Origin of the sequence: Microlunatus antarcticus (assembly GCF_014193425.1) — a bacterium.
Taxonomy (GTDB): Bacteria; Actinomycetota; Actinomycetes; order Propionibacteriales; family Propionibacteriaceae; genus Microlunatus; species Microlunatus antarcticus.
This window is the reverse complement of record NZ_JACHZG010000001.1, coordinates 3,765,320-3,790,922: the sequence shown is the minus strand read 5'-3', so window position 1 is coordinate 3,790,922 and position 25,603 is coordinate 3,765,320. Positions and strand designations below refer to the sequence as shown.

24 protein-coding genes and 2 tRNA genes are annotated in these 25,603 nt (G+C 73.2%); 21 read left to right on the top strand and 5 right to left on the bottom strand.

Features of this window, described 5'->3' with window-relative positions; all coding sequences use genetic code 11:
• Positions 1–60: 60 nt before the first annotated feature.
• A complete protein-coding gene (locus FHX39_RS17770) occupies positions 61–1,740 on the top strand; it encodes a glycoside hydrolase family 13 protein (protein ID WP_408631494.1) in 1,680 nt (559 codons plus the stop codon).
• Positions 1,741–1,819: 79 nt separating this feature from the next.
• Here FHX39_RS17770 and FHX39_RS17765 read toward each other — a convergent pair whose 3' ends face one another.
• A complete protein-coding gene (locus tag FHX39_RS17765) occupies positions 1,820–2,620 on the bottom strand; it encodes an Fpg/Nei family DNA glycosylase (protein WP_183340590.1) in 801 nt (266 codons plus the stop codon).
• 157 nt (positions 2,621–2,777) lie between these two features.
• Between FHX39_RS17765 and glp the strand changes: the two genes are divergently transcribed.
• From glp to FHX39_RS17730, 7 genes are all read left to right on the top strand, one after another.
• Positions 2,778–4,097: a molybdotransferase-like divisome protein Glp gene (glp, locus tag FHX39_RS17760; RefSeq protein ID WP_183340588.1), complete on the top strand. Its 1,320-nt coding sequence runs from the start codon at positions 2,778–2,780 to the stop codon at positions 4,095–4,097.
• Positions 4,094–4,606: a cyclic pyranopterin monophosphate synthase MoaC gene (gene moaC, locus FHX39_RS17755; RefSeq protein WP_183340587.1), complete on the top strand. Its 513-nt coding sequence runs from the start codon at positions 4,094–4,096 to the stop codon at positions 4,604–4,606. The genes glp and moaC overlap by 4 nt, the downstream gene beginning before the upstream one ends.
• Positions 4,603–5,076, top strand: coding sequence for a MogA/MoaB family molybdenum cofactor biosynthesis protein (locus tag FHX39_RS17750; RefSeq protein WP_332836920.1), 474 nt, complete (start codon positions 4,603–4,605; stop codon positions 5,074–5,076). Before moaC ends, FHX39_RS17750 begins: the two co-directional genes overlap by 4 nt.
• Positions 5,077–5,158: 82 nt before the next feature.
• Positions 5,159–5,752, top strand: a complete 594-nt coding sequence (locus FHX39_RS17745; RefSeq protein ID WP_183341708.1) for a GNAT family N-acetyltransferase — start codon at positions 5,159–5,161, stop codon at positions 5,750–5,752.
• A gap of 90 nt (positions 5,753–5,842) precedes the next feature.
• Positions 5,843–6,643: a divisome protein SepX/GlpR gene (gene sepX, locus FHX39_RS17740; protein WP_183340585.1), complete on the top strand. Its 801-nt coding sequence runs from the start codon at positions 5,843–5,845 to the stop codon at positions 6,641–6,643.
• 75 nt (positions 6,644–6,718) lie between these two features.
• Positions 6,719–6,791, top strand: a tRNA-Ala gene (locus tag FHX39_RS17735).
• Between the two features lie 158 nt (positions 6,792–6,949).
• Positions 6,950–8,779, top strand: a complete 1,830-nt coding sequence (locus FHX39_RS17730; protein WP_332836919.1) for a glycoside hydrolase family 15 protein — start codon at positions 6,950–6,952, stop codon at positions 8,777–8,779.
• A 117-nt stretch (positions 8,780–8,896) separates the two neighbouring features.
• Here the strand turns inward: FHX39_RS17730 and FHX39_RS17725 are convergent, their stop codons facing one another.
• Both FHX39_RS17725 and FHX39_RS17720 read right to left on the bottom strand, forming a co-directional pair.
• Entirely contained in the window at positions 8,897–9,814 is a 918-nt protein-coding gene (locus tag FHX39_RS17725; RefSeq protein ID WP_183340583.1) for a hypothetical protein, read from the bottom strand.
• Positions 9,815–10,039: 225 nt separating this feature from the next.
• A complete protein-coding gene (locus FHX39_RS17720; RefSeq protein WP_183341704.1) occupies positions 10,040–11,557 on the bottom strand; it encodes a dolichyl-phosphate-mannose--protein mannosyltransferase in 1,518 nt (505 codons plus the stop codon).
• A 170-nt stretch (positions 11,558–11,727) separates the two neighbouring features.
• On the opposite strand from FHX39_RS17720, the gene rsmI reads away from it, so the two are divergent.
• From rsmI to FHX39_RS17685, 7 genes are all read left to right on the top strand, one after another.
• A complete protein-coding gene (rsmI, locus tag FHX39_RS17715; RefSeq protein WP_183340581.1) occupies positions 11,728–12,597 on the top strand; it encodes a 16S rRNA (cytidine(1402)-2'-O)-methyltransferase in 870 nt (289 codons plus the stop codon).
• Positions 12,598–12,634: 37 nt separating this feature from the next.
• On the top strand, positions 12,635–13,501 hold the full coding sequence (locus FHX39_RS17710; protein ID WP_183340579.1) for a TatD family hydrolase: 867 nt from the start codon (positions 12,635–12,637) through the stop codon (positions 13,499–13,501).
• A 1-nt stretch (position 13,502) separates the two neighbouring features.
• Entirely contained in the window at positions 13,503–14,117 is a 615-nt protein-coding gene (locus FHX39_RS17705; RefSeq protein ID WP_183340576.1) for a nitroreductase family protein, read from the top strand.
• 143 nt (positions 14,118–14,260) lie between these two features.
• Positions 14,261–15,325 carry a ubiquitin-like domain-containing protein gene (locus FHX39_RS21455; protein WP_183340574.1) on the top strand — a complete coding sequence of 355 codons (1,065 nt, stop codon included), beginning with the start codon at positions 14,261–14,263 and terminating at the stop codon, positions 15,323–15,325.
• Positions 15,326–15,365: 40 nt separating this feature from the next.
• On the top strand, positions 15,366–16,220 hold the full coding sequence (gene rsmA, locus FHX39_RS17695) for a 16S rRNA (adenine(1518)-N(6)/adenine(1519)-N(6))-dimethyltransferase RsmA (protein ID WP_332836917.1): 855 nt from the start codon (positions 15,366–15,368) through the stop codon (positions 16,218–16,220).
• Positions 16,221–17,150 carry a 4-(cytidine 5'-diphospho)-2-C-methyl-D-erythritol kinase gene (locus tag FHX39_RS17690; RefSeq protein WP_183340572.1) on the top strand — a complete coding sequence of 310 codons (930 nt, stop codon included), beginning with the start codon at positions 16,221–16,223 and terminating at the stop codon, positions 17,148–17,150.
• Positions 17,151–17,199: 49 nt separating this feature from the next.
• The gene (locus FHX39_RS17685; protein ID WP_332836916.1) at positions 17,200–18,447 is read left to right on the top strand and encodes a low temperature requirement protein A; all 1,248 of its coding nucleotides are present in this window, start codon (positions 17,200–17,202) and stop codon (positions 18,445–18,447) included.
• On the opposite strand, the gene FHX39_RS17680 is transcribed toward FHX39_RS17685, so the two are convergent.
• Together FHX39_RS17680 and FHX39_RS17675 are read right to left on the bottom strand one after the other, a co-directional pair.
• Positions 18,444–18,956 (bottom strand): MarR family winged helix-turn-helix transcriptional regulator, encoded by a 513-nt coding sequence (locus FHX39_RS17680; RefSeq protein ID WP_332836915.1) that lies wholly within the window; start codon positions 18,954–18,956, stop codon positions 18,444–18,446. The two genes, FHX39_RS17685 and FHX39_RS17680, sit on opposite strands and share 4 nt — an antisense overlap.
• 28 nt (positions 18,957–18,984) lie before the next feature.
• Entirely contained in the window at positions 18,985–20,193 is a 1,209-nt protein-coding gene (locus FHX39_RS17675; protein WP_332836914.1) for an MFS transporter, read from the bottom strand.
• A gap of 168 nt (positions 20,194–20,361) precedes the next feature.
• On the opposite strand from FHX39_RS17675, the gene FHX39_RS17670 reads away from it, so the two are divergent.
• The 6 genes from FHX39_RS17670 (at position 20,362) to pth (ending at position 25,564) form a co-directional block, all read left to right on the top strand.
• Positions 20,362–20,440: transfer RNA gene (locus FHX39_RS17670), tRNA-Gln, on the top strand.
• Positions 20,441–20,490: 50 nt separating this feature from the next.
• Complete coding sequence (gene glmU, locus FHX39_RS17665) at positions 20,491–22,110, top strand: bifunctional UDP-N-acetylglucosamine diphosphorylase/glucosamine-1-phosphate N-acetyltransferase GlmU (protein WP_332836913.1); 1,620 nt, start codon at positions 20,491–20,493, stop codon at positions 22,108–22,110.
• A complete protein-coding gene (locus FHX39_RS17660) occupies positions 22,107–23,084 on the top strand; it encodes a ribose-phosphate diphosphokinase (RefSeq protein ID WP_183340570.1) in 978 nt (325 codons plus the stop codon). Before glmU ends, FHX39_RS17660 begins: the two co-directional genes overlap by 4 nt.
• Positions 23,085–23,232: 148 nt before the next feature.
• A complete protein-coding gene (locus FHX39_RS17655; RefSeq protein WP_183340568.1) occupies positions 23,233–24,006 on the top strand; it encodes a DUF559 domain-containing protein in 774 nt (257 codons plus the stop codon).
• A gap of 281 nt (positions 24,007–24,287) precedes the next feature.
• Positions 24,288–24,962, top strand: a complete 675-nt coding sequence (locus FHX39_RS17650; protein ID WP_183340567.1) for a 50S ribosomal protein L25/general stress protein Ctc — start codon at positions 24,288–24,290, stop codon at positions 24,960–24,962.
• 20 nt (positions 24,963–24,982) lie between these two features.
• Positions 24,983–25,564, top strand: coding sequence for an aminoacyl-tRNA hydrolase (gene pth, locus FHX39_RS17645; protein ID WP_183340565.1), 582 nt, complete (start codon positions 24,983–24,985; stop codon positions 25,562–25,564).
• Positions 25,565–25,603: the final 39 nt, after the last annotated feature.

Below are 25,603 nucleotides of genomic sequence, written 5' to 3'. Positions count from 1 at the left end.
CCTGCAAGCGCTTGCATAGTACGCCGCTCGCGTCCACCCCACTCCCGCTGAGGAACCGCTGTGCCCGCTCCCGAGTCCCTGCTGCTCGACTCCGACCTCTCGCCGCACCCCGCCCTCGACGCCGCCTGGTGGCGCCAGGCCGTGGTCTACCAGGTCTACCCCCGCAGCTTCGCCGACAGCGACGGCGACGGGCTCGGCGACATCCCCGGAGTGACCTCGCGCGTCGGCTACCTCGCGGAGCTGGGCATCGACGCGATCTGGCTGAGCCCGTTCTACCCCTCGGCGCTGGCCGACGGCGGCTACGACGTCGACGACTACCGCGACGTCGCCCCGGAGCTGGGGACGCTGACGGACTTCGACGCGCTGGTCGGCGCGGCGCACGCCGTGGGCATCAAGATCATCGTGGACATCGTCCCCAACCACAGCTCGAACCGGCACGCCTGGTTCACCGAGGCGCTGGCCTCGGCGCCGGGCTCCGCCGCCCGGGCCCGCTACGTCTTCCGCGACGGCACCGGTCCCGACGGCTCGCTGCCGCCGTCGGACTGGACGAGCCACTTCGGCGGGCCGGCCTGGACCCGGCTGGTGGACGCCGACGGCAACCCCGAGCAGTGGTACCTGCACCTCTTCGCGCCCGAGCAGCCCGACTTCGACTGGAGCAACCCGGAGGTGCACGAGGAGTTCCTCACGACGCTGCGCTTCTGGGCCGACCGTGGGGTCGACGGCTACCGCGTCGACGTCGCGCACGCGCTGGCCAAGGACCTGTCCGAGCCGCTGCGCAGCAAGCCCGAGACGCCCGGCGAGCTGCCGCTCGACGGCAGCGACCCGCTCTTCGACCGCGACGAGGTGCACGAGATCTACGCCGAGTGGCGTGCGGTGTTCGACGAGTACGACCCGCCGCGCACCGCGGTGGCGGAGGCGTTCTCGGCGCCCGAGCGGCGCGCGCTCTACGCCCGGCCGACCGGGCTCGGGCAGGCGTTCAACTTCGACCTGCTCAAGGCCGACTTCGACGCGGCCCAGTTCCGCGAGGTCGTCGAGTTCTGCCTGGCGCAGGCGGCCACGGTCGGCTCGTCCAGCACCTGGGTGCTGTCCAACCACGACGTCGTGCGGCACGCGTCGCGCTACGGCCTGCCCGCCGGGACCGACCTCGACGACTGGCTGCTGAAGGATGGGCTCGAGACGCTGCTCGACGAGGAGCAGGGCCTGCGGCGGGCCCGCGCCGCCGCGCTGTTCATGTTCGCGCTGCCGGGCTCGGCGTACCTCTACCAGGGCGAGGAGCTCGGGCTCCAGGAGGTCGCCGACCTGCCGGCCTCGGTCCTGCAGGACCCGATCTGGCTCCGGACGCTGAACACGAAGAAGGGTCGCGACGGGGCCCGCGTCCCGCTGCCGTGGACGGCGGAGGGCCAGACGTACGGGTTCGGCTCGGGCGCCAGCTGGCTCCCGCAGCCCGCCGCGTGGTCGCGTACCGCCGTCGACCGCCAGGCCGGCGTCGAGGGCTCGACCCTCGAGCTCTACCGTCACGCGCTGCGGATCCGGCACGAGCTCCAGACCGAGGAGACCCTGGGCTGGGTCGAGACCGGTCGGGCCGACGTCGTGCACTTCGTCCGCCCGAACGGCTGGCACTGCGTCACCAACTTCGGCGCCGAGCCGTACGCCCTCCCCGACGGCGTCGTCCGCGTCGCGAGCGCGCCGGTCGAGGGCGGTCGGCTCCCTGGCGAGTCGAGCGCCTGGCTGACGGCCTGACGCTCCGGACGACAACGGGGATGTTTCGGCACCGCTCAGGTGCCAGAACATCCCCGTTGTTCTCCAGGTGCACTGGCGCCTAGAGAGCCGGCTGGCAGTGCGGGCACCAGAACAGGTTCCGCGCGACCATCGTCGCCGCCGCGATCGGGGTGTCGCAGCGCAGGCAGGGCTGGTCCGTGCGCCGGTAGACGTAGTACGAGTCGGACTTGGTGGCCCGCCCGCTGCGTCGTACGCGGTCCTCGCGCTCGGTCGTGACGATCCGGCCGGCCCGGACGCCGGCCTGCATGAGCGTGATCAGGTCCGTCCACATGTCGTCGAACACCGCCGGGGCGAGCTCGCGCCCGGGGATGTAGGGGTTGACGCCGTGGCGGAAGAGGATCTCCGCGCGGTAGACGTTCCCGATCCCGGCGAGCACGTGCTGGTCCATCAGCAGCGCGCCGATCGCCACGCGGCTCTTGCCGATCCGCTCGCGGGCGGGCGTCGGGTCGGTCTTCGGGCGCAGCGGATCCGGCCCGAGCGCGGCGGTGACCTCGAGCTTCTCCTCCGGCGTCGCGATCTCGCAGCGCGTCGCGCCGCGGAGGTCGAGGTACTGCCCGCCGCCCTCGAGCCGGAGGCGCAGGGCGCCGCGCGGCTCGGGCGCGGGGAGCGGCCCGTCGGCGAACTTGCCGTAGAGCCCGAGGTGCACGTGCAGGTAGAGGTTGCCCGAGTAGCGGTGGAACAGGTGCTTGCCCCAGGCGTCGGTGCCCTCGAGCACGCGGCCGCTGAGCAGCTCGGCGCCCTCGGCGAAGCGGCCCTGCGGGCTCGTGGCGATCACCTCGTGCCCGGCGAACATGGCCTTGTGGCGCCGTGCCAGACGGTGGATCGTGTGCCCCTCAGGCACCGGCTGCTCCCTTGCTCCTCGACGGACGAGCGCCGAGCCTAGGTCTGCCGGGTCCGGACGCCGGAAGACCCTTCCCGCCGCCGGCCCGCTCCGGACGCGCGGTCCTGGGGTCCCCGAGGTCCCGGGCGGTGTCCGGGTGCCGCCGTAGGGTTCGGCCATGCCCCTCTTCGGACGCAAGAAGAACGACGAGGCGCTGCGGCACGTGCCCGAGGTCGCGGTGCTCCCGGAGCCGCCCGCGCCCGGTCCCGACGGGCTGCGCACCCTCGACCAGCACCGCGACTACCTGCTCGGCTGCGTCGAGGAGCTGATGCCCTTCGGCCAGCACGTCCTCGACTCGCTCGGGCTGAGCATCTGCGAGGACGTCGTCTCGGACCTCGACCTGCCCCGCTTCGACAACTCCGCGATGGACGGGTACGCCGTCCGCGCGGCCGACGTCCAGTACGCGACCGACCTTCGTCCCGTACGGCTGCCCGTGGTGGGTGAGGTGCCGGCCGGCGGGGCCGCGCCGCACCGTCTCTCGCCGGGGACGGTCATGAAGATCATGACCGGGGCCCCGGTGCCCGGCGACGCCGACGCGATCGTCCCGTACGAGGCGACCGACCGGGGCTCGGCGGACGTCACGGTGACCGTGCCCAGCACCGTGGGCCAGCACATCCGCCGTCGGGGCGAGGACGTCGCCGAGGGGGAGACGATCCTCGCCGCCGGCTCGCGGATCGGCGTGCGGGACGTGGGTCTGCTCACCGCCGTCGGGATCGACAAGGTGATGGTGCGACCACGTCCGCGCGTCGTCGTGATCTCGACGGGCTCGGAGCTCGTCGACCCGGGCCTCCCGCTCAGCCCCGAGCAGATCTACGACTCGAACTCCTACCTGATCGCCGCCGCGGCCAAGGACGCCGGCGCGCAGGTGTTCCGCGTCGGCCACGTCGGCGACGACCCGGCCGCGCTCAAGCAGCTCGTCTACGACCAGCTCGTCCGAGCCGACCTGATCGTGACCACCGGCGGCGTCAGCCAGGGCGACTACGACATCGTCAAGGCCGTGCTGCCCGAGCTCGGCGCCACGGACTTCGCCGGGGTGGCCATGCAGCCGGGCAAGCCTCAGGGCTTCGGCCTCATCGGCGAGGACCGGACGCCGATCGTCATGCTCCCCGGCAACCCGGTCAGCGCCTTCGTGTCGTTCGAGGCGTTCGTCCGCCCGGTCATCCGCAAGCTGATGGGCATCACCCCGTACGTCCGCCCGGGCGTGCGCGCGACCGCGGCCCACGCCATGAGCTCGGTCCGGGGCCGGACGCAGCTGGCGCGCGGCGTCGTCACCTCCGACGAGACCGGGGCCCGCTCCGTCGAGCTCGTCGGCGGCCACGGGTCGCACCTGCTCGGTGACCTGGCCAAGGCCGACGCGCTCGTCGTGCTCCCGGCCGACGTCGACTTCGTCGCCGCGGGCACCGAGCTCGAGGTCTGGCCGTTGGACCAGCCCCGATGACCGCCGCGGCCGAGCCCGGCGGCGGGCTCACGCACCTCAACGCGGCGGGCGAGGCCCGCATGGTCGACGTCTCAGACAAGGCGGTCACCGTGCGGACGGCGACCGCGGCAGGTCGCGTCCGGCTCAGCGCCGGCTGCGTCGCCGCGCTGCGCTCTGGGAACGTCCCCAAGGGCGACGCGCTGGCGGTCGCGCGGATCGCCGGGATCATGGCGGCCAAGAAGACCCCCGAGCTCGTGCCGCTGTGCCACCCCCTCATGATCAGCGGCGTGGACGTGCTGGCCGAGGTGACGGACGACGGGGTCGAGCTGCGCGCGACCGTGAAGACGAACGAGCGCACCGGCGTCGAGATGGAGGCGCTGACCGCGGTCAGCGTCGCCGGTCTCGCCGTGATCGACATGGTCAAGGCGATCGACCGGGACGCGACGATCACCGACGTCCGCGTGGTCGCGAAGTCCGGCGGCCGGAGCGGGGACTACCGCCGGGCGGGCGAGCCCGAGGGCGCTGCGTGACCACGGCGCTGGTGATCACGGTCTCGACCCGCGCGTCGGCCGGCGTCTACGAGGACCGGTCCGGGCCGGTGCTGGTCGCGGGCCTGCGTGAGTGCGGCTTCGAGGTCGGCGATCCCGTCGTCGTGCCCGACGGCGACGAGGTGGGTGCCGCGCTGCGCGATGCGGTGACGGCTGGCCACGCCGTGGTCCTCACCACGGGCGGCACCGGGCTCAACCCGAACGACCACACCCCCGAGCAGACCCGCGCCGTGATCGAGCGCGAGGTCTCGCAGTTGAGCGCGGCGGTGGCGGCGTACGGGGTCGCGCACGGCGTGCCCACGGCCACGCTGAGCCGTGGCGTCGCCGGCACCGCGGGACGGACCCTGATCGTCAACCTGCCTGGCTCCAGCGGCGGCGCGCGCGACGGTCTGGCGGTGCTGGCCCCGGTCCTGCAGCACGCGGTCAGCCAGCTCCGCGGCGGTGACCACTAGTGCCGGAGACCCCGAGGTGAGCTCCGGCTACAGCTACGGCTCGCACCACTGGCCCGTCAGCCTGCGCCACGAGCAGGTGGTCATGTCCCCGATGCGCCGCCGGGACCAGGCGACGTGGGAGCAGGTCCGGCGCCGCAACGCCGCGTGGCTCAAGCCGTGGGAGGCCACACTGCCGCCCGGCTCCTCGCTCGGACCGACCTCGTACGCCGCCCTCGTACGGTCGCTGGGCCGGCAGGCCCGTGACGACCGGATGCTGCCCTGGCTCGTCTTCTACGAGGACCGGCCCGGCCGCCCGCCGGAGCTCGCGGGTCAGCTGACCGTCAGCGGCATCGTCGGCGGGTCCGCGTCCTGGGGGCAGATCGGCTACTGGGTCGACCAGCGGCTCGCCGGGCGCGGCATCATCCCGACCGCCGTGGCGCTGGCCGTCGACTACTGCTTCAGCGTGATGCGGCTGCACCGGATCGAGATCGCCATCCGGCCCGAGAACGCGGCCAGCCTGCGGGTGGTGGAGAAGCTGGGGTTCCGGCCCGAGGGGGTCCGCCCGCGCTACCTCCACATCGACGGGGACTGGCGCGACCACCTGGTCTTCGCGCTCAACGCGGAGGAGGTGGGCGACGGCCTGCTGCGTCGCTACGAGAGCCTGCGGCTCCACCGGCCGCCCGCGACCGGGTCGTGACCTCCGGCCCGCGGCGGGTCACGCAATGATCACGCGACACACCGCGGCAGGTGGGCGGTGCCGGCCGGGGCAGGAAATACCGTTCGCCACGTGGGGACAACGGGTCTGATCTTCGCCGGGATCGCGATCGCCTGGCTCGCGTATCTGGTGCCGCACTTCGTGCGCAGGCGCGAGGGCGAGCCGGACGTCGAGCGCGAGGCGGTGGACCCGTTCTCGGACTCGGTCCGCATCCTGCGCAGCGGCACGGCGCCGCTGCTCGACCAGGACCTCGCCGAGCTGCGCGAGTTCGAGGTCTCGACGCCGGTCACGCGCCGCGCGGCCGTCGCCGACCTGCGGCGCCTCGAGCGGGTCGCCGCCTCGCGTCGCCGCCGGGTGCTCTCGGGGCTGTTCGCCATCCTCTGCGCGGTCATCAGCGTCGCCTCGATGAGCTGGCTGCCCTGGTGGACCGTGGCGATCCCCGGCGGCCTGGTGCTGCTCTTCGTCGTCGTCTCCCGGGTCAGCGTGGGGGCCATGCGCCGCGACCTCGACGCCCGCTACGTCGCGATCTCGCGCGGCAGCGACGAGCAGACGGTCATGATCAGCCGCAAGGACGCCGCCGCCGAGGGCAGGGACAAGAAGGCGCTGGCGAAGAAGGCCAAGAAGGCGGCCAAGGACGCCGAGGGCAAGCCGGGCCTGTGGGACCCGCTGCCGATCACGATGCCGACGTACGTCTCCAAGCCGCTCGCGCCGCGGACGGTCCGCACCATCGACCTCTCCGCCCCCGACGTCACCTCCTCGGGCCGGCAGAGCGTCCCGGTGACCGCCGACGCGCCGGCGGAGACGACGGTCGAGCACGCCGAGCACGACGAGACGCAGGAGCAGAGCGGCGGGTCGCAGGCCGCGTCCGCCTGAGCGCCCGTCTCGGGCCGACAGGTCCGGGCTCGAGCGGTGGTAATGTTCGTGGCCGACCGGTTCGCCGGTCGGTGAGGGGCCTTGGCGCAGTTGGTAGCGCGTCTCGTTCGCAATGAGAAGGTCAGGGGTTCGAATCCCCTAGGCTCCACCCCTCGTGGTCCGGCTCACGGACCCTTCCGCTGACGCAGCGTCCGCCTCCGTCCGTACGCCGGGCGCGAGGCGTGCGGCTTGGTCCTCCGCCCGTGATGACGGCACCTTCCCGCGGGAACGACGCGAGCCACCTCCCGGACCTGGCAGGGTTGTGGGGTGAGCGACCAACCTTCCCCGACGCCCCTCCCGACCATCTCCGAGCACGGGATGATCGGCGACCTCCGTACGGCGGCCCTGGTCGCGACCGACGGCAGCATCGACTGGTTCTGCCCGGGTCGCTTCGACTCCCCGAGCGTCTTCGCCCGGATCCTCGACACCGACGTGGGCGGTTCCTGGGACCTCGCCCCGGTCGACGGCGGCGTCCGGACCCACCAGACGTACCTGCCCGGCTCCAACATCCTCAACACCCGCTTCCTCGCCGACCAGGGCATGGTCGAGGTGCACGACTTCATGCCGTTGGTGAAGGGCCACGACGGCGAGCACCGGCAGCGCATCGTCCGGCGCGTGCAGAGCGTGCGCGGCGACCTGACCGTCCGGATGCGCCTCGCCGCCCGCCCCGACTACGGCCGCGAGCGGCCGACGCTGACCGCGGTCGACGGCGGGGTGCTCATCGAGAGCGGTTCCGTCCGGCTGGGCCTCGCCACCACGGTGCCGGTCCGGGTCGAGGGCGACGACGTCGTGGCCGAGCTGAAGCTGACCGGCGGCGAGCGCGCGTTGTTCGTGCTCGAGGTCCTCGGCGACGAGGGCGACTTCGTGCCGTGCACGACGGAGGACGCCGACGGGCTCTTCGACGCCACGAACGCCTTCTGGCAGGGCTGGATCGCGCACTCCACCTACCGCGGCCGGTGGCGCGAGACGGTCGAGCGCTCGGCCCTGACGCTCAAGATGCTGTGCCACGAGCCGACCGGCGGCATCGTCGCGTCCGTCACCACGAGCCTCCCCGAGCTGATCGGCGGCGAGCGCAACTGGGACTACCGCTACGTCTGGATCCGCGACGCCGGCTTCAGCCTCTACGCGCTGCTGCGGCTCGGCTTCCTCGAGGAGGCCGGTGCCTTCATCCGCTGGCTCTCGGAGCGGCTGGGGGACCACGACGGCCCCCGTACGGAGGAGCTCGGCCCGCTCCGGGTCCTCTACGACCTCGACGGCAACATCCCCGACACCGAGGTCGAGCTCGACCACCTCGCCGGCTACGCGGGCTCCCGGCCGGTGCGCGTCGGGAACGCGGCGTCGGGCCAGCTGCAGCTCGACATCTACGGCGACCTGATCGACTCGATCTACCTGTTCAACAAGTACGGGCCCGGGATCAGCCACGACGCCTGGCAGGACCTGACCCGGCTCGTCGACTGGCTGATGCGCAACTGGGACCGTCCCGACGCCGGCATGTGGGAGTCGCGCGACGAGCCCCGCAACCACACCACCTCCCGGATCATGGAGTGGGTCGCCATCGAGCGCGCGATCCGGGTCGCCCGCCAGCGGGGCCTGCCCGGCGACATCAGCGCCTGGTCGCGGGTCCGCGACGAGATCTACACCAGCGTCATGGAGGACTGCTGGGACGCGGAGCGGCAGACCTTCACGCAGGCGGAAGGTTCCGACACGGTCGACGCCGGCCTCCTCCTGCTGCCCCAGGTGAAGTTCGTCGCGCCGCTCGACCCGCGCTTCCTGTCGACGCTGAAGGTCATCGAGGAACGTCTCGTCACCGACACCCTCGTGTTCCGCTACGACGTCGAGGCCTCGCCCGACGGCGTCGACGGGACGGAGGGGACGTTCTCGCTCTGCTCGTTCTGGTACGTCGAGGCCCTCACCCGCGTCGGCCGCCTCGCCGACGCCCGCCTCGCGCTCGAGAAGATGATGACCTACGCCAACCACGTGGGCCTCTACGCCGAGCAGATCGGCCTCAACGGCGAGCAGCTCGGCAACTTCCCCCAGGCCTTCACCCACCTCGCCCTCATCAGCGCCGCCCACAACCTCGACCGCGAGCTGGGCTGAGGCCACCCATATCCGCGTAGCCGCATAGCCGCACAGGTCCGGAACAGCCGCACGGGCCCGATACACCCGCACAGGTCCGGGCCTGTGCGGGTGTGCGCGGTCTGTGCGGCTGCACGGTCAACGGCGCGCCCCGCGGTCGAAGGCGCGAAGGAGCCGCGCGCGAAGCCGGTCGGGCCGCCAGAGGTCGGCGTCGATCCAGCGGACCATCTCGTTCCCGAGCCCCCGCAGCTCGTCCTCGCGCACCTTCTCGTCGAACACGGTGTCACCCGGCTGCTCGTCGTCGGGCACCAGACGGCCGTACTTGACCTTGCCGTCGAACTCGCCGAGCGTGCGGAACTGCCGCCAGCCGAAGTCGCACCGCCCGACCAACCTGCCGTCCGCGTCGAAGACCTTCACCTGGAGGTCTGGTGGGGGCAGGCGGAGCTCGTCGATGACCACCCGGCTGTACGACTCGCCGACACTCTCGGACCGTCCGTCGAGGAAGGCCGCCGCCCGGCGGGCCGTGGTGATCCCGACGCGGCCCGCGGCTCGGCGGAGCTGGTCGGCGAGCTCGGCAGGGTCCAACCCCCGTCGCAGGGCGGCGTCACCGAGCGCCACCGCTCGGCGGAAGGGCAGCGTACGAAGGCAGTCAGCGGTGGTCCGTGCCAGGGACGTCGCGGCGGTGCCGCCCAGCCGCGCCCGGTCGGTCGGCTCGAGAAGGGCGGGATGGACGTGGACCAGCGGATCGCGTCGACCGCCTCCCAGTCGCGAACGGGTGACGTGCACCCGCTCCAGGAGGTCGCCCCACCAGGGCAGGTCGTGGAGCAGAGCAGCTGAAAGGTGGCTCACGCACGCGTCGTCCGACAGCAGCGGCATGGTCGCGCCGACGAGCAACCGGTGTGCCTCCGCCTCGTCCATTGCCGCCGCCATTCGGCTGGCGTAGGCACCACGCCTCAGGTGGGCGAGCTCGCCGGTCCGACGCATGGTGGCCAGGTCGCCGCTGCCGAAGCCAGCTCTGCGCAGGTCGCGGGCCAGCAGGACGGGTTCGGTCGTCACGGGTAGGAGCGGCATGACGTCCAGCGGAGCAGGCCGGGTGCTCTCGCTCCAGCGAGGCCGGCGAGCTGTGGACGACGTACGCACCTGCAGCCGGCTCCTGTGGACAGCGGGCACGGTCAGCCGCACAAACAGGACACAGGCGCACAGGACCCAACGTGTGCGGCGGTGCGGAAGGGGTGCGGCTGTGTGAGAGGTGTGCGGCTGGACCCAGAGGTACAGCACCGCTCAGATCCAGCTGCGGAACCACATCCTCGTCAGCCAGCGGGGGTAGGGGAGGAGCTCGTCGGTGAGGATCGGGTAGAGGTAGGCGAAGTTCGCGATCACGACGGCGACGAAGACGCCGACGACGATGCCGCCGAGCAGGCGGCGGTCCCCGGAACGTGCGTCACCCAGGATCCGGCCCGCCACGAGCGCGACGGCCATCACCGAGAACGGGATGATCATGATCGCGTAGAAGAAGAAGAGGGGCCGCGAGTCGTACTGGAACCACGGCAGCCAGCCGGCGGCGACGCCGACGACGGGGATGCCGTAGCGCCAGTCGCGCCCGCCGACCCAGAGCAGCAGGGCGACGACCAGCGCGAGGACGGCGACCCACCACAGGATCGGCGTGCCGATGCCGCTGATGACCCGGATGCAGTTGTCCGGACCGGCGCAGCCGTCGGTGCCGGGCGCGATGTTGTTCACCGCGTCGATCCCGATCGGCCGGGCCACAATCAGCCAGCCCCACGGGTCGGCGCGGTAGGCGTGCTCGGCGTGGTTGATGAAGTCGCCCGTGTGGAAGTTCCAGATGTCGCGCTGGTAGTGCAGCCAGCTCGCGAACGTCTCCCCGAACGCCTTCGTCGTCCCCGCCTCGGGGTGCTGCGCGCCCCACTGCCGCCCGTAGCCGCCGGACGTGGCGAACCAGCCCGCCCAGGTCGCCACGTAGACGCCGAGGGCGACGACGACGAGCGAGACGAACGCGGGGACGCCGTCGCGCAGGAGCGCCAGGTTCGCGCGCCGACCGGCGCCGGCGAGGCGGCGGGCACCGACGTCCCAGGCGAGGCTCAGCAGGGCGAAGGCGGCGAGCACGTAGAGGGCGTTCCACTTGGTCCCGAGCGCGAGACCCCAGCAGACGCCGGCGGCCAGGCGCCACGGTCGGACGACCAGCGCCGGACCGAACGCGCGCCCGAGGTCGGGGACGCCCCGGCGTACGAGGTCGGCCGCGAGCCGGGCGCGGAACCAGTCGCGGTCCGCGGCCAGGCAGGCGACCGCGGCCACCGTGAAGAAGGCGACGAACACGTCGAGCAGCGCAGTGCGGGACATGACGAAGGCCAGCCCGTCGACGGCGAGCAGCAGCCCGGCCAGGCCGCCGATCAGCGTCGAGCGCGACACCCGGCGCACGAGCCGGATCAGCACGAGCACGAGCAGCGTGCCGAAGACCAGCGGGGCGACCCGCCAGCCGAAGGAGTTCATCCCGAAGAGGTGCTCGCCGAACGCGATCAGCCACTTGCCGACGGGCGGGTGCACGACGAACTCGGCCGTCTTCTGGAACACGTCGACGTTGCCCGACGTGATCTGCTCGTTGGCGTTCTCGGGCCAGTTCCGCTCGTACCCGAACTTCAGGAGCGAGTACGCGTCCTTGGCGTAGTAGGTCTCGTCGAAGACGAGCTTGTTCGGGTAGGCGAGGTTCGGCAGCCGCAGGACGAAGGCGATCGCCGTGACCACGAGGGTGACGACCCAGCCGCGGAGCCGGTCGGCCGGCATGGGGTCCCGCAACCGCTCCACCGTGGTCGGGCGCGGCGCCTCGGGCGGCGCGGAGGCCGTGGTCGAGGCGGGTTCGGCGCCCGGCGCGGGGGGCGCGAACTCCAGCACCGGCCGCGTCACGCCGGCCACTGTAGTCAGCGGAGCCTGTGCCTTCTGCGATTCTGAAGGACGTGCAGGAGACCGCGAGCCCCGCCGGACCGGGCGTCCTCGTCCTGGCCGGGACCCCGATCGGTGACGTGGCGGACGCGTCGCCCCGGCTGCGGGCCGAGCTGGAGGGGGCCGACGTCATCGCCGCCGAGGACACCCGGCGGTTCCGCGCGCTGCTGCACCGGATGGGGCTGACCACCTCGGCCCGCGTCGTGTCGTACTTCGAGGGCAACGAGGCCGCCCGGACGCCCGAGCTGGTCCAGGCCCTCCTCGACGGGTCGCGCGTCCTCGTCGCGACCGACGCGGGGATGCCGTCGGTGTCCGACCCCGGCTACCGGCTGGTGACCGCCGCGGTCGAGGCGGGCATCCGGGTCACCGCGGTGCCGGGGCCCTCGGCGGTGCTCACCGCGCTGGCCGTGTCCGGCCTGCCCGTCGACCGGTTCTGCTTCGAGGGCTTCCTGTCGCGCAAGGCTGGAGAACGCTCCCGGCAGCTGGCCCGGCTCGCCGACGAGGCTCGGACGATGGTCTTCTTCGAGGCCCCGCACCGCACGGCCGAGACGCTCGACGCGATGGTCGAGGCCTTCGGCCCCGGACGCCCCGGTGCGGTCTGCCGCGAGCTGACCAAGACGTACGAGGAGGTCGTGCGCGGCTCGGTCTCCGAGCTCGCCGCCTGGGCGGCCGAGCAGGTCCGCGGCGAGGTGACGCTGGTCGTGGCCGGCGCGCCGGAGCGCGTCGTCGACCTCAACTCCGCGGCCGCGGAGGTCGCGACGCTGGTCGCGGCCGGTGCTCGCCTCAAGCCGGCCGTCGGCGAGGTCGCGGAACGTGACGGCATCGCCCGGAACGCCCTGTACGCGGCCGCGCTGGAGCTGACCCGGCGCCCGGTCAAGCCCTGATCGGCGAGGCCGGCCCGGATCGGGAAGGATCGGGGGCGTGAACGCACGCTCCGAGCCGCCCGCAGCACCCGAGCCACTGCCGGGGCCCGTGGTCGACACCCACTGCCACCTCGACATCACCGCCGAGTACTCCGGCCTCGACGCCGACGACGCGCTGGCCCGTGCGGCGTCGGTCGGGGTGACCCGGGTCGTGCAGATCGGCTGCGACGCCGAGCAGTCGCGGTGGGCCGTCGACTTCGCGCGGAACCACCCGTCGGTGGTGGCCGGGGTCGCCCTGCACCCGAACGACGCCGCCCGGCTCGGCCTCGCGTCGCGCCGGAGCCTGGACGAGGGCCTCGCCGTGATCGAGGCGTTGGCGCCAGACCCGCTGGTGCGCGTGGTCGGCGAGACGGGGCTCGACTTCTTCCGCACCCCCGACGCGGCCGGCCAGGCCGTGCAGCGCGACGCCTTCGCCGCCCACATCGGCTTCGCCAAGGCGTACGACCGCACGCTCGTCATCCACGACCGGGACGCGCACGACGCCGTGCTCGACGTCCTCGACGCCGAGGGCGTGCCCGACCGCGTGGTCATGCACTGCTTCAGCGGGGACGAGGCGTTCGCCCGGGCCTGCCTGGACCGCGGCGCGCACCTGTCGTTCGCCGGGACCGTGACGTTCAAGGCGAACGCGCACCTGCGGCGGGCCCTGGCCATCACCCCGCTGGACCGGGTCCTCGTGGAGACCGACGCCCCGTTCCTGACCCCGGAGCCGCTGCGCGGGCGCCCGAACGCGTCGTACCTCGTCCCGGTCACCGCCCGGGCCATGGCCGAGGTGCGCGCGCTGCCGCTGGAGGACCTCTGCCGGGCGCTCGACGAGAACGCCGAGGCGGCGCTCGGCGGGACCTGGCCCCCGTACGCGGCCGCCTGACGTGGAGCTCGCCGACGCCCTCGCCCGGCGGCGGATGGTCCGCCGCTACGACCCCGACGCACCCGTCGCCGCCGAGGCGGTCGACGCCGTGGTCGCCGCGGCCCTGCGCGCGCCGTCGGCCGGCTTCACCCAGGGCGTCTCGCTGCTCGTCCTCGCGTCCCCCGGCGAGCGCGAGCGCTTCTGGACCGCCACCGGGGGCACCCCGGGCGAGGCCTCGAACCGCTGGCTCGACGGCATGCGGACGGCCCCGGTGCTCGTGCTCGTGCTGACGAGCCGGCAGGCGTACCTCGACCGCTACGCCGAGGCCGACAAGGGCTGGACCGACCGCGACGAGGACCGCTGGTCGGCGCCGTACTGGTTCGTCGACGCGGGCATGGCGGCGATGGCGATGCTGCTGCGTGCCGTGGACCTCGGGCTGGGTGCCTGCTTCTTCGGCGTCCCGGCCGACCGGAGCGACGCCGTCCGGGCCGCGTTCGGCGTCCCCGTCGACCTGCTGGACGTCGGCGTGGTGAGCCTCGGGCACCCGGTCGCGCAGGGCGACCGGGGCAGTCGCGGGTCACCCAGCCGCCGCGGGCGTCGACCGGCGGAGGAGCTGGTCCACCGCGGGCGCTGGTGAGGGGAACCGTCGCGATCCGGCCGTGACGGGTGAGGCGTCGAGTTTGACGTCCTCTCAGGGTCTCGTTATGGTTCCGTGACCTTTGCGGCCGGAGCGGCCGCTTGACTCGACCGGGGCCCTCGGGGGTTCCAGCCAGGAGCAGCGTGCGTTCCCTCGTCCCCGTCATCGCCGGTGCCGCCGTCCTCGCCGTGGGCGGTGGATCCCTCGCCTACGCCGGCCTCCGGTCCGACGTCACCATGGCGGTCGACGGCCAGGCCACCCAGGTGACCACCAGCGCCCAGACCGTCGGGGACCTGCTCTCCGCCCAGCACATCTCTGTCGGCCCGCACGACGTCGTCGCGCCGTCGACAAACACCGAGCTGCGTGACGGCACCCAGGTGTCGGTCAAGTACGGCCGCCAGGTCACCGTGTCCGTGGACGGCGCCCCGCAGACCGTCTGGACAACCGCGACCGACGTCGGGAGCGCCATCGCCACCCTCGGCCTCGACACCACCGGTGCGGACCTCTCGACGAGCCGCAGCGCCCCGATCGGGCGGCAGGGGCTCTCGGTCAACGTCGCGACGCCCAAGCGCGTGACCGTCGACGCCGGCGGCAAGAAGCAGACCCTCACCACCACCGGTGCGACCGTCGGTGCCGCGCTCAAGGCCGCGGGGATCGCCCCGGACGACGACGACCAGGTCAGCCTGCCGGTCACGACCACCCTCACGAACGGGGCCAAGGTCACCTTCGTCCGCGTCGACGTCACGTCTAAGTCCAAGCGCTCCGACGTCGACTTCAAGACCGTCGAGCAGAAGTCGTCCAAGCTCGAGCGCGGCAAGACCCAGACGAAGACCCAGGGCCGCGAGGGCAGCCGGACCACCACCTACCGCGTGGTCTCCCACGACGGCGACGTGGTGAGCACCAAGGCGACCAAGAGCGTCGTCACCCGCAAGCCCGTGAACCGCGTCGTGGTGGTCGGGACGAAGGCCCCGGCAGAGCCCGCTGTCGCGAACGTGGGTCTGTGGGACAAGATCGCCGCGTGCGAGTCGGGTGGGAACTGGTCGATCAACACCGGGAACGGCTACTACGGCGGGCTGCAGTTCTCGCTGGCGACCTGGCGCGCGTACGGCGGCACCGGCATGCCGAACGAGCAGAGCAAGGCCGCGCAGATCGCCGTCGCCGAGCGCGTCCGCAAGGGCTCGGGGCTCGGGAACTGGTCCTGCGCCTGACGCACCGTCCCGGGATTGGCTGCGGCGGTCGGGAGCTCCGGTGAGCCTCCTCGACCCCCGGTCGGTCCGGGAGATCGCGGCACGCCTCGACCTGCGCCCGACCAAGCAGCGTGGGCAGAACTTCGTCGTCGACGCCAACACGGTGCGCCGCATCGTCGCCATCTCGGGCGTCGGCCCCGCCGACGTCGTGCTCGAGGTCGGCCCCGGGCTGGGCTCGCTCACGCTCGGGCTGCTCGAGGTCGCCGACCGCGTGGTCGCGGTGGAGATCGACGAGCTGCTGGCCGGCGAGCTGCCCCGGACGGCGGCCGAGCGGCTGCCCGACCGGTCCGACCGGCTCGACGTCGTCGTCGCCGACGCGATGCGGGTCACCGAGCTGCCCGCCGTCCCCACCGCGGTCGTGGCCAACCTGCCGTACAACGTCGCGGTCCCGGTGCTGCTGCACCTGCTCGCCACGTTCGACGGGTGGCGCCGCGGGCTGGTGATGGTCCAGGCCGAGGTCGCGCGGCGGATCTGCGCCCCGCCCGGCTCCAAGATCTACGGCGTCCCGTCGGTCAAGGCCGCCTGGTACGGCGAGGCCACCTGGGCCGGGTCGGTCCCGCCGACCGTGTTCTGGCCGGTGCCGAACGTCGACTCCGGCCTCGTCGCCCTCGTACGCCGCGACCCGCCGCCCACGACCGCGACCCGGGAGCAGGTGTTCGCCGTCGTGGACGCCGCCTTCGGTCAGCGGCGCAAGATGCTCCGCTCGGCGCTGGCGGGCCTCGCCGGCTCGTCGGCGGCCGCCGCGGAGGCCCTTGAGGCGGCCGGCGTCGACCCGCAGGCCCGGGGCGAGGTGCTGGACGTGACCGCTTTCGCCCGGATCGCCGAGCGGCTGCCCGGAGGCGCTAGCCTTCGGTGAATGGCCTCGCCCCTGCCGCCGTCCCCGGTCGGTGTGCACGTCCGGGCACCGGCCAAGATCAACCTCGCGCTGAAGGTGGGCGCCCCGCGCCCTGACGGCTACCACCCGCTGGCGACCGTCTACCACGCGGTCTCGCTCTACGAGGACGTCTTCGCCGAGTGGGCGGAGCCCGACGAGTTCGAGCTCGAGGTCACCGGCGAGGGCGTCGCCGACGTGCCGCTCGACGACAACAACCTCGCCCTCCGCGCCGCCCGGCTGCTCGCCCGGGTCCACGGGGGCCAGGACCGGCTGGGCGTCCGGCTGACCATCCGCAAGTCCATCCCGGTTGCGGCGGGGCTGGCGGGCGGCTCGGCCGACGGGGCCGCCGCGCTCCTCGCCTGCGCGACGCTGTGGGACATCGACCTCGCGCCCGAGGTGCTGCGTCATCTGGGGGCCGAGCTCGGCAGCGACGTGCCCTTCTCGCTGCTCGGCGGCACCGCGGTGGGCGGCGGCCGCGGGGAGGACGTCGCCCCGGCGCTGGCTCGGGGGAGCTACCACTGGGTGCTCGCCTTCGGCCACCAGGGCCTGTCCACCCCGGCGGTCTACCGCCGCTTCGACGAGCTCAACCCCGACCCCACGCCGCCCGAGGTCCCCGCGGACCTGATGAACGCGCTGCGCGGGGGAGACCCGTACGAGCTGGGTGCGGCGCTGACCAACGACCTGCAGCCGGCCGCCCTCAGCCTGCGTCCGGCGCTGCGGCGCGTCCTCGAGACCGGGCTCGAGCTGGGTGCGGTGGGCGCGATCGTGTCGGGCTCCGGTCCGACGTGCGCGTTCCTCGTCGAGGACGAGGAGGAGGCGATCGACCTGAGCGTCTCGCTCAGCGCCGAAGGGGTCGCGCGCAAGGTCCTGCGGGCCACGGGGCCGGTCGTCGGCGCCCGCGTCGTCGCCTGACCGGCGCCTACGTCCCCGCGCCGGGTCCGCGCGCCGCTACGGTTCGCCCGTGAGCGCACCCGCCGTGACCGCCCGGCTCCTGCGGCCCCTGCGGCCGCGTGACCCGTTGGAGCAGGGTCGCGTCGCCTCCGAGCTCGAGCTGCTGACCGACCTGTGCTTCGTGGTCGCCGTGGCCCAGGCGGCCCTCGCGCTGCACCACGGCCTGGTCGGCGGTCACGCCGGTCCCGCCGTCCTCGGCTACGCCATGGCCTTCTTCGCCATCTGGTGGGCCTGGCTGAACTTCAGCTGGTTCTCCTCGGCGTACGACAACGACGACGTCGTGTTCCGGCTGCTGACGATCCTGCAGATCCTCGGGGTGCTGACGCTGGCGGCCGGCATCGCGACGTTCGCCGCCGGCATGGACGAGGGCGAGGGGCGCTTCGGGCTGATCATCGTCGGCTACGTGATCATGCGCGTCGGCCTCGTCCTGCAGTGGCTGCGCGCCGCGCGCAACGATCCGGACCGACGGGCGACCTGCCTGCGCTACGCGCTCGGCATCGTCGTCGTCCAGCTGGGCTGGATCGCGTTCTACCCGGCCAGCCACGTCGAGGCGCTCGTCGTCCCGCTGTTCGCGCTCCTGGTCGTGTGCGAGCTCTGCGTCCCGGCCTGGGCCGAGCGCCGGGGCGAGACGACCTGGCACCCGCACCACATCGCCGAGCGGTACGGCCTGTTCTTCATCATCGTGCTCGGCGAGACGATCCTGTCCTCGACCCTGGCGGTGCAGGAGGCGTTCACGGGGGAGACCGAGCACCCGCTGGCCGTGGCGTCGGTGACGCTCGGCGGGGTGCTGATCGTCTTCGGGCTGTGGTGGCTCTACTTCTCGCGCGACGCCGCCGAGGTCCGGGAACGGGCCCGGCGCGACGGCACCCACGTGCAGTACCTCTTCGGCTTCGGCCACTACTTCATCTACGCCGCCGCGGCGGCCGTGGGCGCGGGGCTGGCGGCGCGGACGGAGCACGTGGCCGACCCGAGGGACGAGCACCTGGACCTCGTCACGTCGGCCGCCGTGACCGTGCCGATCGCGGTGCTCCTCGTGGCGATGTGGGTCGTGCACCTGCGCCTGCACGACGCTTCCTGGCGGACCGGCCTGCCCTTCTTCGGTGCGGCCGCGATCGTGCTCGCCGGGACGCCGCTGGCGTTCAGCGAGCTGCTCGCGGGCGCCGTCATCGCGGCCCTGGTGATCGTCGAGACCCGCCTCGCGGACGCCGCGCCCCCGCTCCACGAGCACGCCGGCGAGCCGGCCGGGGACGGGGCCTAGGCCGGGTCCCCGTACGAGGCCAGCAGCCGCCGCAGGCCCGCGGCCAGGGTCGTCCGGCCGGGAGCGTCCAGCCCGGCGAGCAGCTCGCGCTCGGCGTCGAGCAGGTCGACCAGGGCCCAGTCGACGGTCGCCCGACCCTCGGGCGTGAGCTCGACCCGGATGGAGCGCCGGTCGTCCGGGTCGCTGTCGCGGCGGACCAGGCCCCGACCGACGAGGCGGTCGACGCGGTTCGTCATGGTCCCCGAGGTGACCCCGGTGGCGCGGACCAGGGCGCTGGGGGAGGCGCGGTAGGGCGCGCCCGACCGGCGCAAGGCGGCCAGCACGTCGAACTCCCAGCCCTCGAGCCCGTGCCGGCTGAAGGCGGCCGCCCGGACGCGGTCGACGTGGCGGGCCAGCCGGTCGACCCGGGACAGGACCTCCATCGGCGACGTGTCGAGGTCCGGCCGCTCCCGACGCCAGGCCACGACGAGGTCGTCGACCTCGTCGACCTCGCTCCGGGCGTCGCTCACGCGGTCAGGCTAGGGGGTGGGGCACCGCTCAGGCGAGGTCGCGGTCCTCGCGCGGCATGGTCGCGGCGAGGGCGACGATGCCGGCGCAGAGCACGGCCGGCACGGCCATCGCGTGGTGGATGCCGACGTGGCGCACGAGGAAGCCGATGACGGCCGGCCCGGCGAGGAACGCGGCGTAGCCGAACGTGACCACCACGGCGAGCACCCGACCACCGCCCAGGTGCCCGGCCACCGCGTACACCTGCGGGGCGATCATCCCGACGCCGAGGCCGACGAGGGCCCACCCGGCGACGAGCAGCGGGAGCGGGCTGACGAGCGTCACCGTGAGGTAGCCGAGGGCAGCGCTGACGCCGCCGAAGCGGACGATCGCACGACGCCCGAAGCGCGTCACGAGCCGGTCGCCGAGGAGGCGGATGACGACCATGAACCCGCTCACCGCGACCAGCCCGATCGCGCCGGTGGTCGAGTCGACCCGAGCGACGTCGGTGATGTGGATGGAGGACCAGTCGACCGCGGTGCCCTCGGACAGGCCGAAGGCCAGGGCCATGATCCCCAGGACCCAGGCGGCATGCGGGATGCGGATCTTCCCGCCCTCGGCGTCGCGGTGCTCGACCGGGGCGGCCGTCGGGGCGATGCGGACCAGCACGACGAGGACGAGGACCGCGACCACGGCGAGCGTGAGCAGCAGCGGCGTGACGACCGTGCCGCCGGAGAGGCCGAAGGCGCCGGCCAGACCGAGGACGGCGGCGGCACCGAGGAGGTTGCCGATGGAGAAGAACGCGTGGAACGAGCTCATGACCGGCCGGCGGCGGGCCTGCTCGATCTGCACCGCGACGGCGTTCATCGCGACGTCCATCGCCCCGTTCCCGAGGCCGAGCAGCGCCGCGCCCACGACCGCGACCGGGTAGGCCGGGGCGAGCGCGAGCGTGACGATCGCGGCGACGAGGACCGGCAGCGCGACGAGGGCGATCCGGCGGGCGCCGACGACGTCGGACAGCCGCCCGCCGATCTGCATCGAGGTGATCCCGGCGATGCCGGCGGTGAAGAGCAGCACGGCGACCTGGCCGTCGCTGATCGCGAGCTTGTCGCGCAGGGACGGGAGGCTACCGCCCCAGCCGCCGATCAGCAGCCCGTTGACCGCGAACATCAGCGTCACGGCCGTACGGGCCACCGGTGCGGCCAGCGAGCGGGGGGTGGCCGGGTCGACCGGCGACACGGGCGCGAGAGAGGCGCTCACGGGTTCTCCTTCTTAAACGTTACAGAAGCAGCGTAGGACCTCGTGGGCCGTCGCGCAACCGTCCGCGGCGTCCCGCCCGGGTGACGTGGGGGCCGCCCCGTGCGTACCCTGGTGCCGGCCGGTCCCCGGTCGGTCTCACGACGGCCAGGGCCCACCGCGAGCAAGCGATCCCCGGTTGGTCTGCCGGCAGGGCCCGCCTGACTTTGAATCAGGACCAGCGACGTAGGTTCGACTCCTACCCGGGGAGCAAGGCACGAGCGGCGGCGGTCTCCGCCCCAGGACAGACAGGACGTGCGTGTGCCCGTGAGCAGCGGCCTGCCGCCGACCAGCACCTTCGAGGGCGAGCCCGTCTCGGCGGTCGTCATCCTCGCCGCGGGCGAGGGCAAGCGGATGCGTTCGTCCCGCTCCAAGCTCCTGCACGAGATCGCCGGGCGCTCGATGCTCAGCTACGCCGTCGACGCGGCCGCGGCCCTCCAGCCCGAGCACGTCGTCGTCGTCGTCGGGCACCTGCGGGAGCAGGTCGAGGCCCACCTCGCCGAGATCGCGCCCCACGTGACGACCGTCGTCCAGACCGAGCAGCGCGGCACCGGGCACGCGGTCCAGGTCGCGCTCGCGGCGCTGCCCGACCTCACCGGCGACGTCCTGGTGACGTACGGCGACGTCCCGATGCTCACCGCCGACACCCTCGTGGCCCTCGTCGCCGACCACCGCGGCGCGCGGACCTCGGTCTCGGTGCTGACCGCCCGGGTCGACGACCCCACGGGGTACGGCCGGATCGTGCGCGGGGCCGGGGACGACGTGCTGGCGATCGTCGAGGACCGCGACGCGAGCGAGGAGCAGCGCGGGATCGACGAGATCAACTCGGGCATCTACGTCTTCGAGCCCCAGACGCTGCGCGAGGGGCTGGCCCAGCTGCGGCCCACGAACGACCAGGGCGAGCTCTACCTCACCGACGTCGTCGCCCTGGCGCGGGAGGCCGGCCGGACCGTGTCGGCGTACGCGACGGCCGACGCCTGGCAGACCGAGGGCGTCAACGACCGGGTGCAGCTCGCCCGGATGAACGCCGAGGTCAACCGGCGCACGCTCGAGGCCTGGATGCGCGCGGGCGTGACCGTGGTCGACCCGGCGACTACCTGGGTGCACGCCTCCGTCGACCTCGCCGAGGACGTCACGCTGCTGCCGGGCACCTCGCTCGAGGGCGCCACCTCCGTCGCCGCCGGCGCGACGATCGGCCCGGACACCACCCTCGTCGACGTCGAGGTGGGGGAGGGCGCGACCGTCGTCCGCGCCCACGGCTCGCTCGCGGTGATCGGCGCGGGGGCGAGCGTCGGCCCGTACGCCTACCTGCGGCCCGGGACGGTGCTGGGCGAACGGGGCAAGATCGGCACGTTCGTCGAGACCAAGAACGCGAGCATCGGCGCGGGCACGAAGGTGCCGCACCTGACGTACGCCGGCGACGTCGAGATCGGCGAGGACGCCAACATCGGCGCCGGCGTGATCTTCGCCAACTACGACGGCGTGACCAAGTCGCGGACGCGGGTTGGGCGCGCGAGCTTCGTCGGCAGCGACTCGACCCTCGTGGCCCCGGTCGTCGTCGCCGACGGCGCGTACGTCGGGGCCGGCTCGACCGTGACCGGGGACGTCGGCGCCGGCGAGCTCGCGGTCAGCCGCGGCCGCCAGCGGAACGTGGCCGGCTGGGTCGCCCGCAAGCGGGCGGGGACCAAGACCGCCGCGGCGGCGGAGGCGGCCGGAGCGAGCCTGGCTGCCGGAGCAGGCGACGGTTCCGCGGACGTGGCGCCCGACGCCCCGGTGCCGCCGCCGGAGCAGGCGCAGGACGTCGTCCACGCGCCGCTCACCGACCAGGCGGTCGTGCCACCCGGCCCCGACCGACCGAACACCGACGAGAGGGAGTCGTGACCGGCTTCAAGCGGCCGAACGTCAAGCACCTGATGCTGTTCTCGGGGCGTGCCTACCCCGAGCTCGCGGCCGAGGTCGCCGAGATCCTCGACGTCGACATCGTCCCGACGCGGGCGATCAGCTACGCCAACTCCGAGATCTACGTGCGCTTCGAGGAGTCGGTGCGCGGCAGCGACGCGTACGTCCTGCAGAGCCACGCGGCCCCGGTCAACGAGTGGCTGATGGAGCAGCTGATCATGGTCGACGCGCTCAAGCGGGCCTCGGCCAAGCGCATCACCGTCGTCGCGCCCTTCTACCCGTACGCCCGCCAGGACAAGAAGCACCGCGGCCGTGAGCCGATCTCGGCCCGGCTCGTCGCCGACCTGTTCAAGACCGCGGGCGCCGACCGGATCATGTCGGTCGACCTGCACGCCGCGCAGATCCAGGGCTTCTTCGACGGCCCGGTCGACCACCTCTGGTCGCTGCCCGTCCTCGCCGACCACGTCGAGAGCCGCTACGACAAGTCGGAGATCACGGTCGTCTCGCCCGACGCGGGCCGTGTCCGCCTCGCCGACATGTGGAGCGACCGGCTCAACGTCCCGCTGGCCATCGTGCACAAGCGCCGTGACCACGACGTCGCCAACACCGTCGTCGTCCACGAGGTCGTCGGCGAGGTCGAGGGCCGCGTCTGCCTGCTCGTCGACGACATGATCGACACGGCCGGGACGATCTGTCAGGCCGCCGAGGCGCTGATGGCCCGCGGGGCCAAGGCCGTCGTCGCCGCCGCGACGCACGCCGTCCTCTCCGGTCCCGCCGTGGACCGGCTGACCGCCTCCTCGATCGAGGAGGTCATCGTCACGAACACCCTCCCCATCACGCCGGAGCGCCAGTTCCCCAAGCTGACGGTGCTCTCCATCGCCCCCCTGATCGCCCGGGCCATCCGCGAGGTCTTCGAGGACGGCTCGGTCACGAGCCTGTTCGACGGGCAGAGCTAGCCCCGTCCGGCGGGGCTGACGCCGCGAGTGGGACGACACGCCGGGGTTCTCTGCGGGGCGCCTCGGCGCGTCGTCACTCTGGACGGCTTGTCCACAGCTCGCGGGGACGGACCGGCCGATCTCGGGTCCGGTCCTTACAGATCTGGGTGTGGACCCGGACCTGCTCGACCGCTGCGCGCGTGCGCGCTTCCACCTGCCGGCCGACGCCGTGCTCGTCGGGGTGACCGCCCTGCAGCTGTACGGCGTCGACGTCGGCGATCGACGACCCGTGCGTGCCTCGACGCTCACCCGGGCGCAGACCCGGCGGCACGGCGTACGGCTCTCCCGCGTCCGGTCGCTCCCGCCGCACCGCGACGGGCTGGCCCGCCCGGCCGCCGCCTGGTGCCAGGCGGCAGCGGACCTCGACCTCGTCGAGCTCGTGGCCGCCGGCGACGCCCTGCTGAAGGCCGGGCTCGTGACCCTGCCGGACCTGCAGGCGGTCGCGGCACGGGCCGGCGGTCGCGGCTGCCGGCTCGTGCGGCGGGCCGCGGGTCTGGTCCGGGAACGGGTCGACTCGATCCCGGAGACGCGCCTGCGCCTGTGCCTGGTCCTCGCGGGTCTGCCCGAACCGCGCTGCAACGTGGTGCTGGGGCACGGGGACCGCGTGATCGGGAGGGTCGACCTGCTCGTCGAGGAGTTCGGGCTGATCCTCGAGTACGACGGGGGCCAGCACCGTGAACGCGGCCAGTGGAACAACGACCTGGACCGCGACGACGCCTTCTCCGACGCTGACTTCTCGACCATCCGCGTGACCCGGGACCGCCTGCGCCGACCGCGTGAGCTGGTGCGCAAGATCCACGCACGGCTCGTCGAACGGGGCTACCGCGGTCCTGCTCCCACTTTCACGCCCGAGTGGGTGGCGCACTTCGAGCGCCGAGTGTGACGACATGCCGAGAAGCCCGCCCGAGAACCCCGGCGCGCCGTCACTCTCGACGGGAGGACTGAAGGGGCGGAGGGCACGACGGGACGGATTCGGGCGTACGGCCGCCGTCGGCTAGTCTTCTGAGGTTGCCTCGGCGAGGGTCGCAGACCGTGATCGACAGGGCACCGGCTCCGCGCGGGCCGGCCTGCGGTCGCCCGCTGCGCACCTCCCGGTGCTGACATCCGAGTCCAACCCACATCGTTCGAAGCAGTCGTTCGAAGCAAATCGCAAGGAGTTCGTCCGTGCCTGAGGTCACGATCATCGCCGAGGCGCGCACCGAGTTCGGCAAGGGTGCTGCCCGCCGTATCCGTCGTGCCGACAAGATCCCCGCCGTCCTGTACGGGCACGGCACGGATCCTGTCCACATCACCCTGCCGGGTCACGAGACCCTGCTCGCGCTGCGCACCGCCAACGCGCTCCTCTCCATCGAGCTCGACGGGGGCGCCCAGCTCGCCCTGCCCAAGCAGGTCCAGCGCGACCCGATCAAGCGCACCATCGAGCACGTCGACCTGGTCCTCGTCCGTCGTGGCGAGAAGGTCACGGTCGACGTCGCCATCCTCGTCGAGGGCGAGGCGGCTCCGGACGCGCTCGTCGACGTCGTCGCGAACTCGATCCCGGTCGAGGCCGAGGCGACGCACATCCCCGTGAACGTGGTCGTGTCGATCGAGGGCCTCAAGGCCGGTACGCAGATCACCGCGGGCGACATCACGCTCCCCGAGGGCTCGACCCTGTCCGGGCTCGACCCCGAGGCGCTCATCATCAACATCACGGCGGCCGCGACCGCCGAGCAGGTCGAGGCCGAGCTGGCCGAGGCCGAGGCCGAGCTGGGCATCGAGCCCACGCTGGCCGAGGACACCGAGACCGACGCGGCGCAGGCCGAGGAGTCCGGTTCCTCCGAGGACTCCGAGAACGCCTGACCTCACCCGGTCGAGGCAGCATGCTCTGGCTGGTGGTCGGGCTCGGTAACCCGGGCCCGACCTACGCCGGTCACCGCCACAACGTGGGCTTCCTCGTCGTCGACGAGCTGGCCCGTCGTGGCGGTGCTCGTTTCTCACCCGTCAAGGGCATCCGCGCCGAGACGGCCGACGTCCGCGTCGGCCCTCCCGGCGTCGACCAGCAGCGGCTGGTCCTGGCCAAGTCGCGCTCGTACATGAACGAGACCGGCGGGCCCGTCTCCGGGCTGATGTCGTACTACAAGCTCGAGCCGTCGGCGTTGATCGTGATCCACGACGAGCTCGACATCGACCCCACCCAGCTGCGGGTCAAGCTCGGTGGCGGGGACAACGGCCACAACGGCCTCAAGTCGATCCGGCGCTCGCTCGGCACCGGCGACTACTACCGCGTCCGCATCGGCGTCGGGCGTCCGCCCGGGCGGCAGGACCCGGCCGACTTCCTGCTGAGCAACTTCCCTCCGTCGGCCCGGACGGACCTCGAGATCGAGGTCCAGCGGGCCGCCGACGCGGTCGAGTTCCTCGTCCAGAACGACCTCGAGCGGACCCAGAGCCAGTTCAACTCCTGAGGGACGCACCCCCGCGTCGGTTTCGCGCCCTCAGTACAG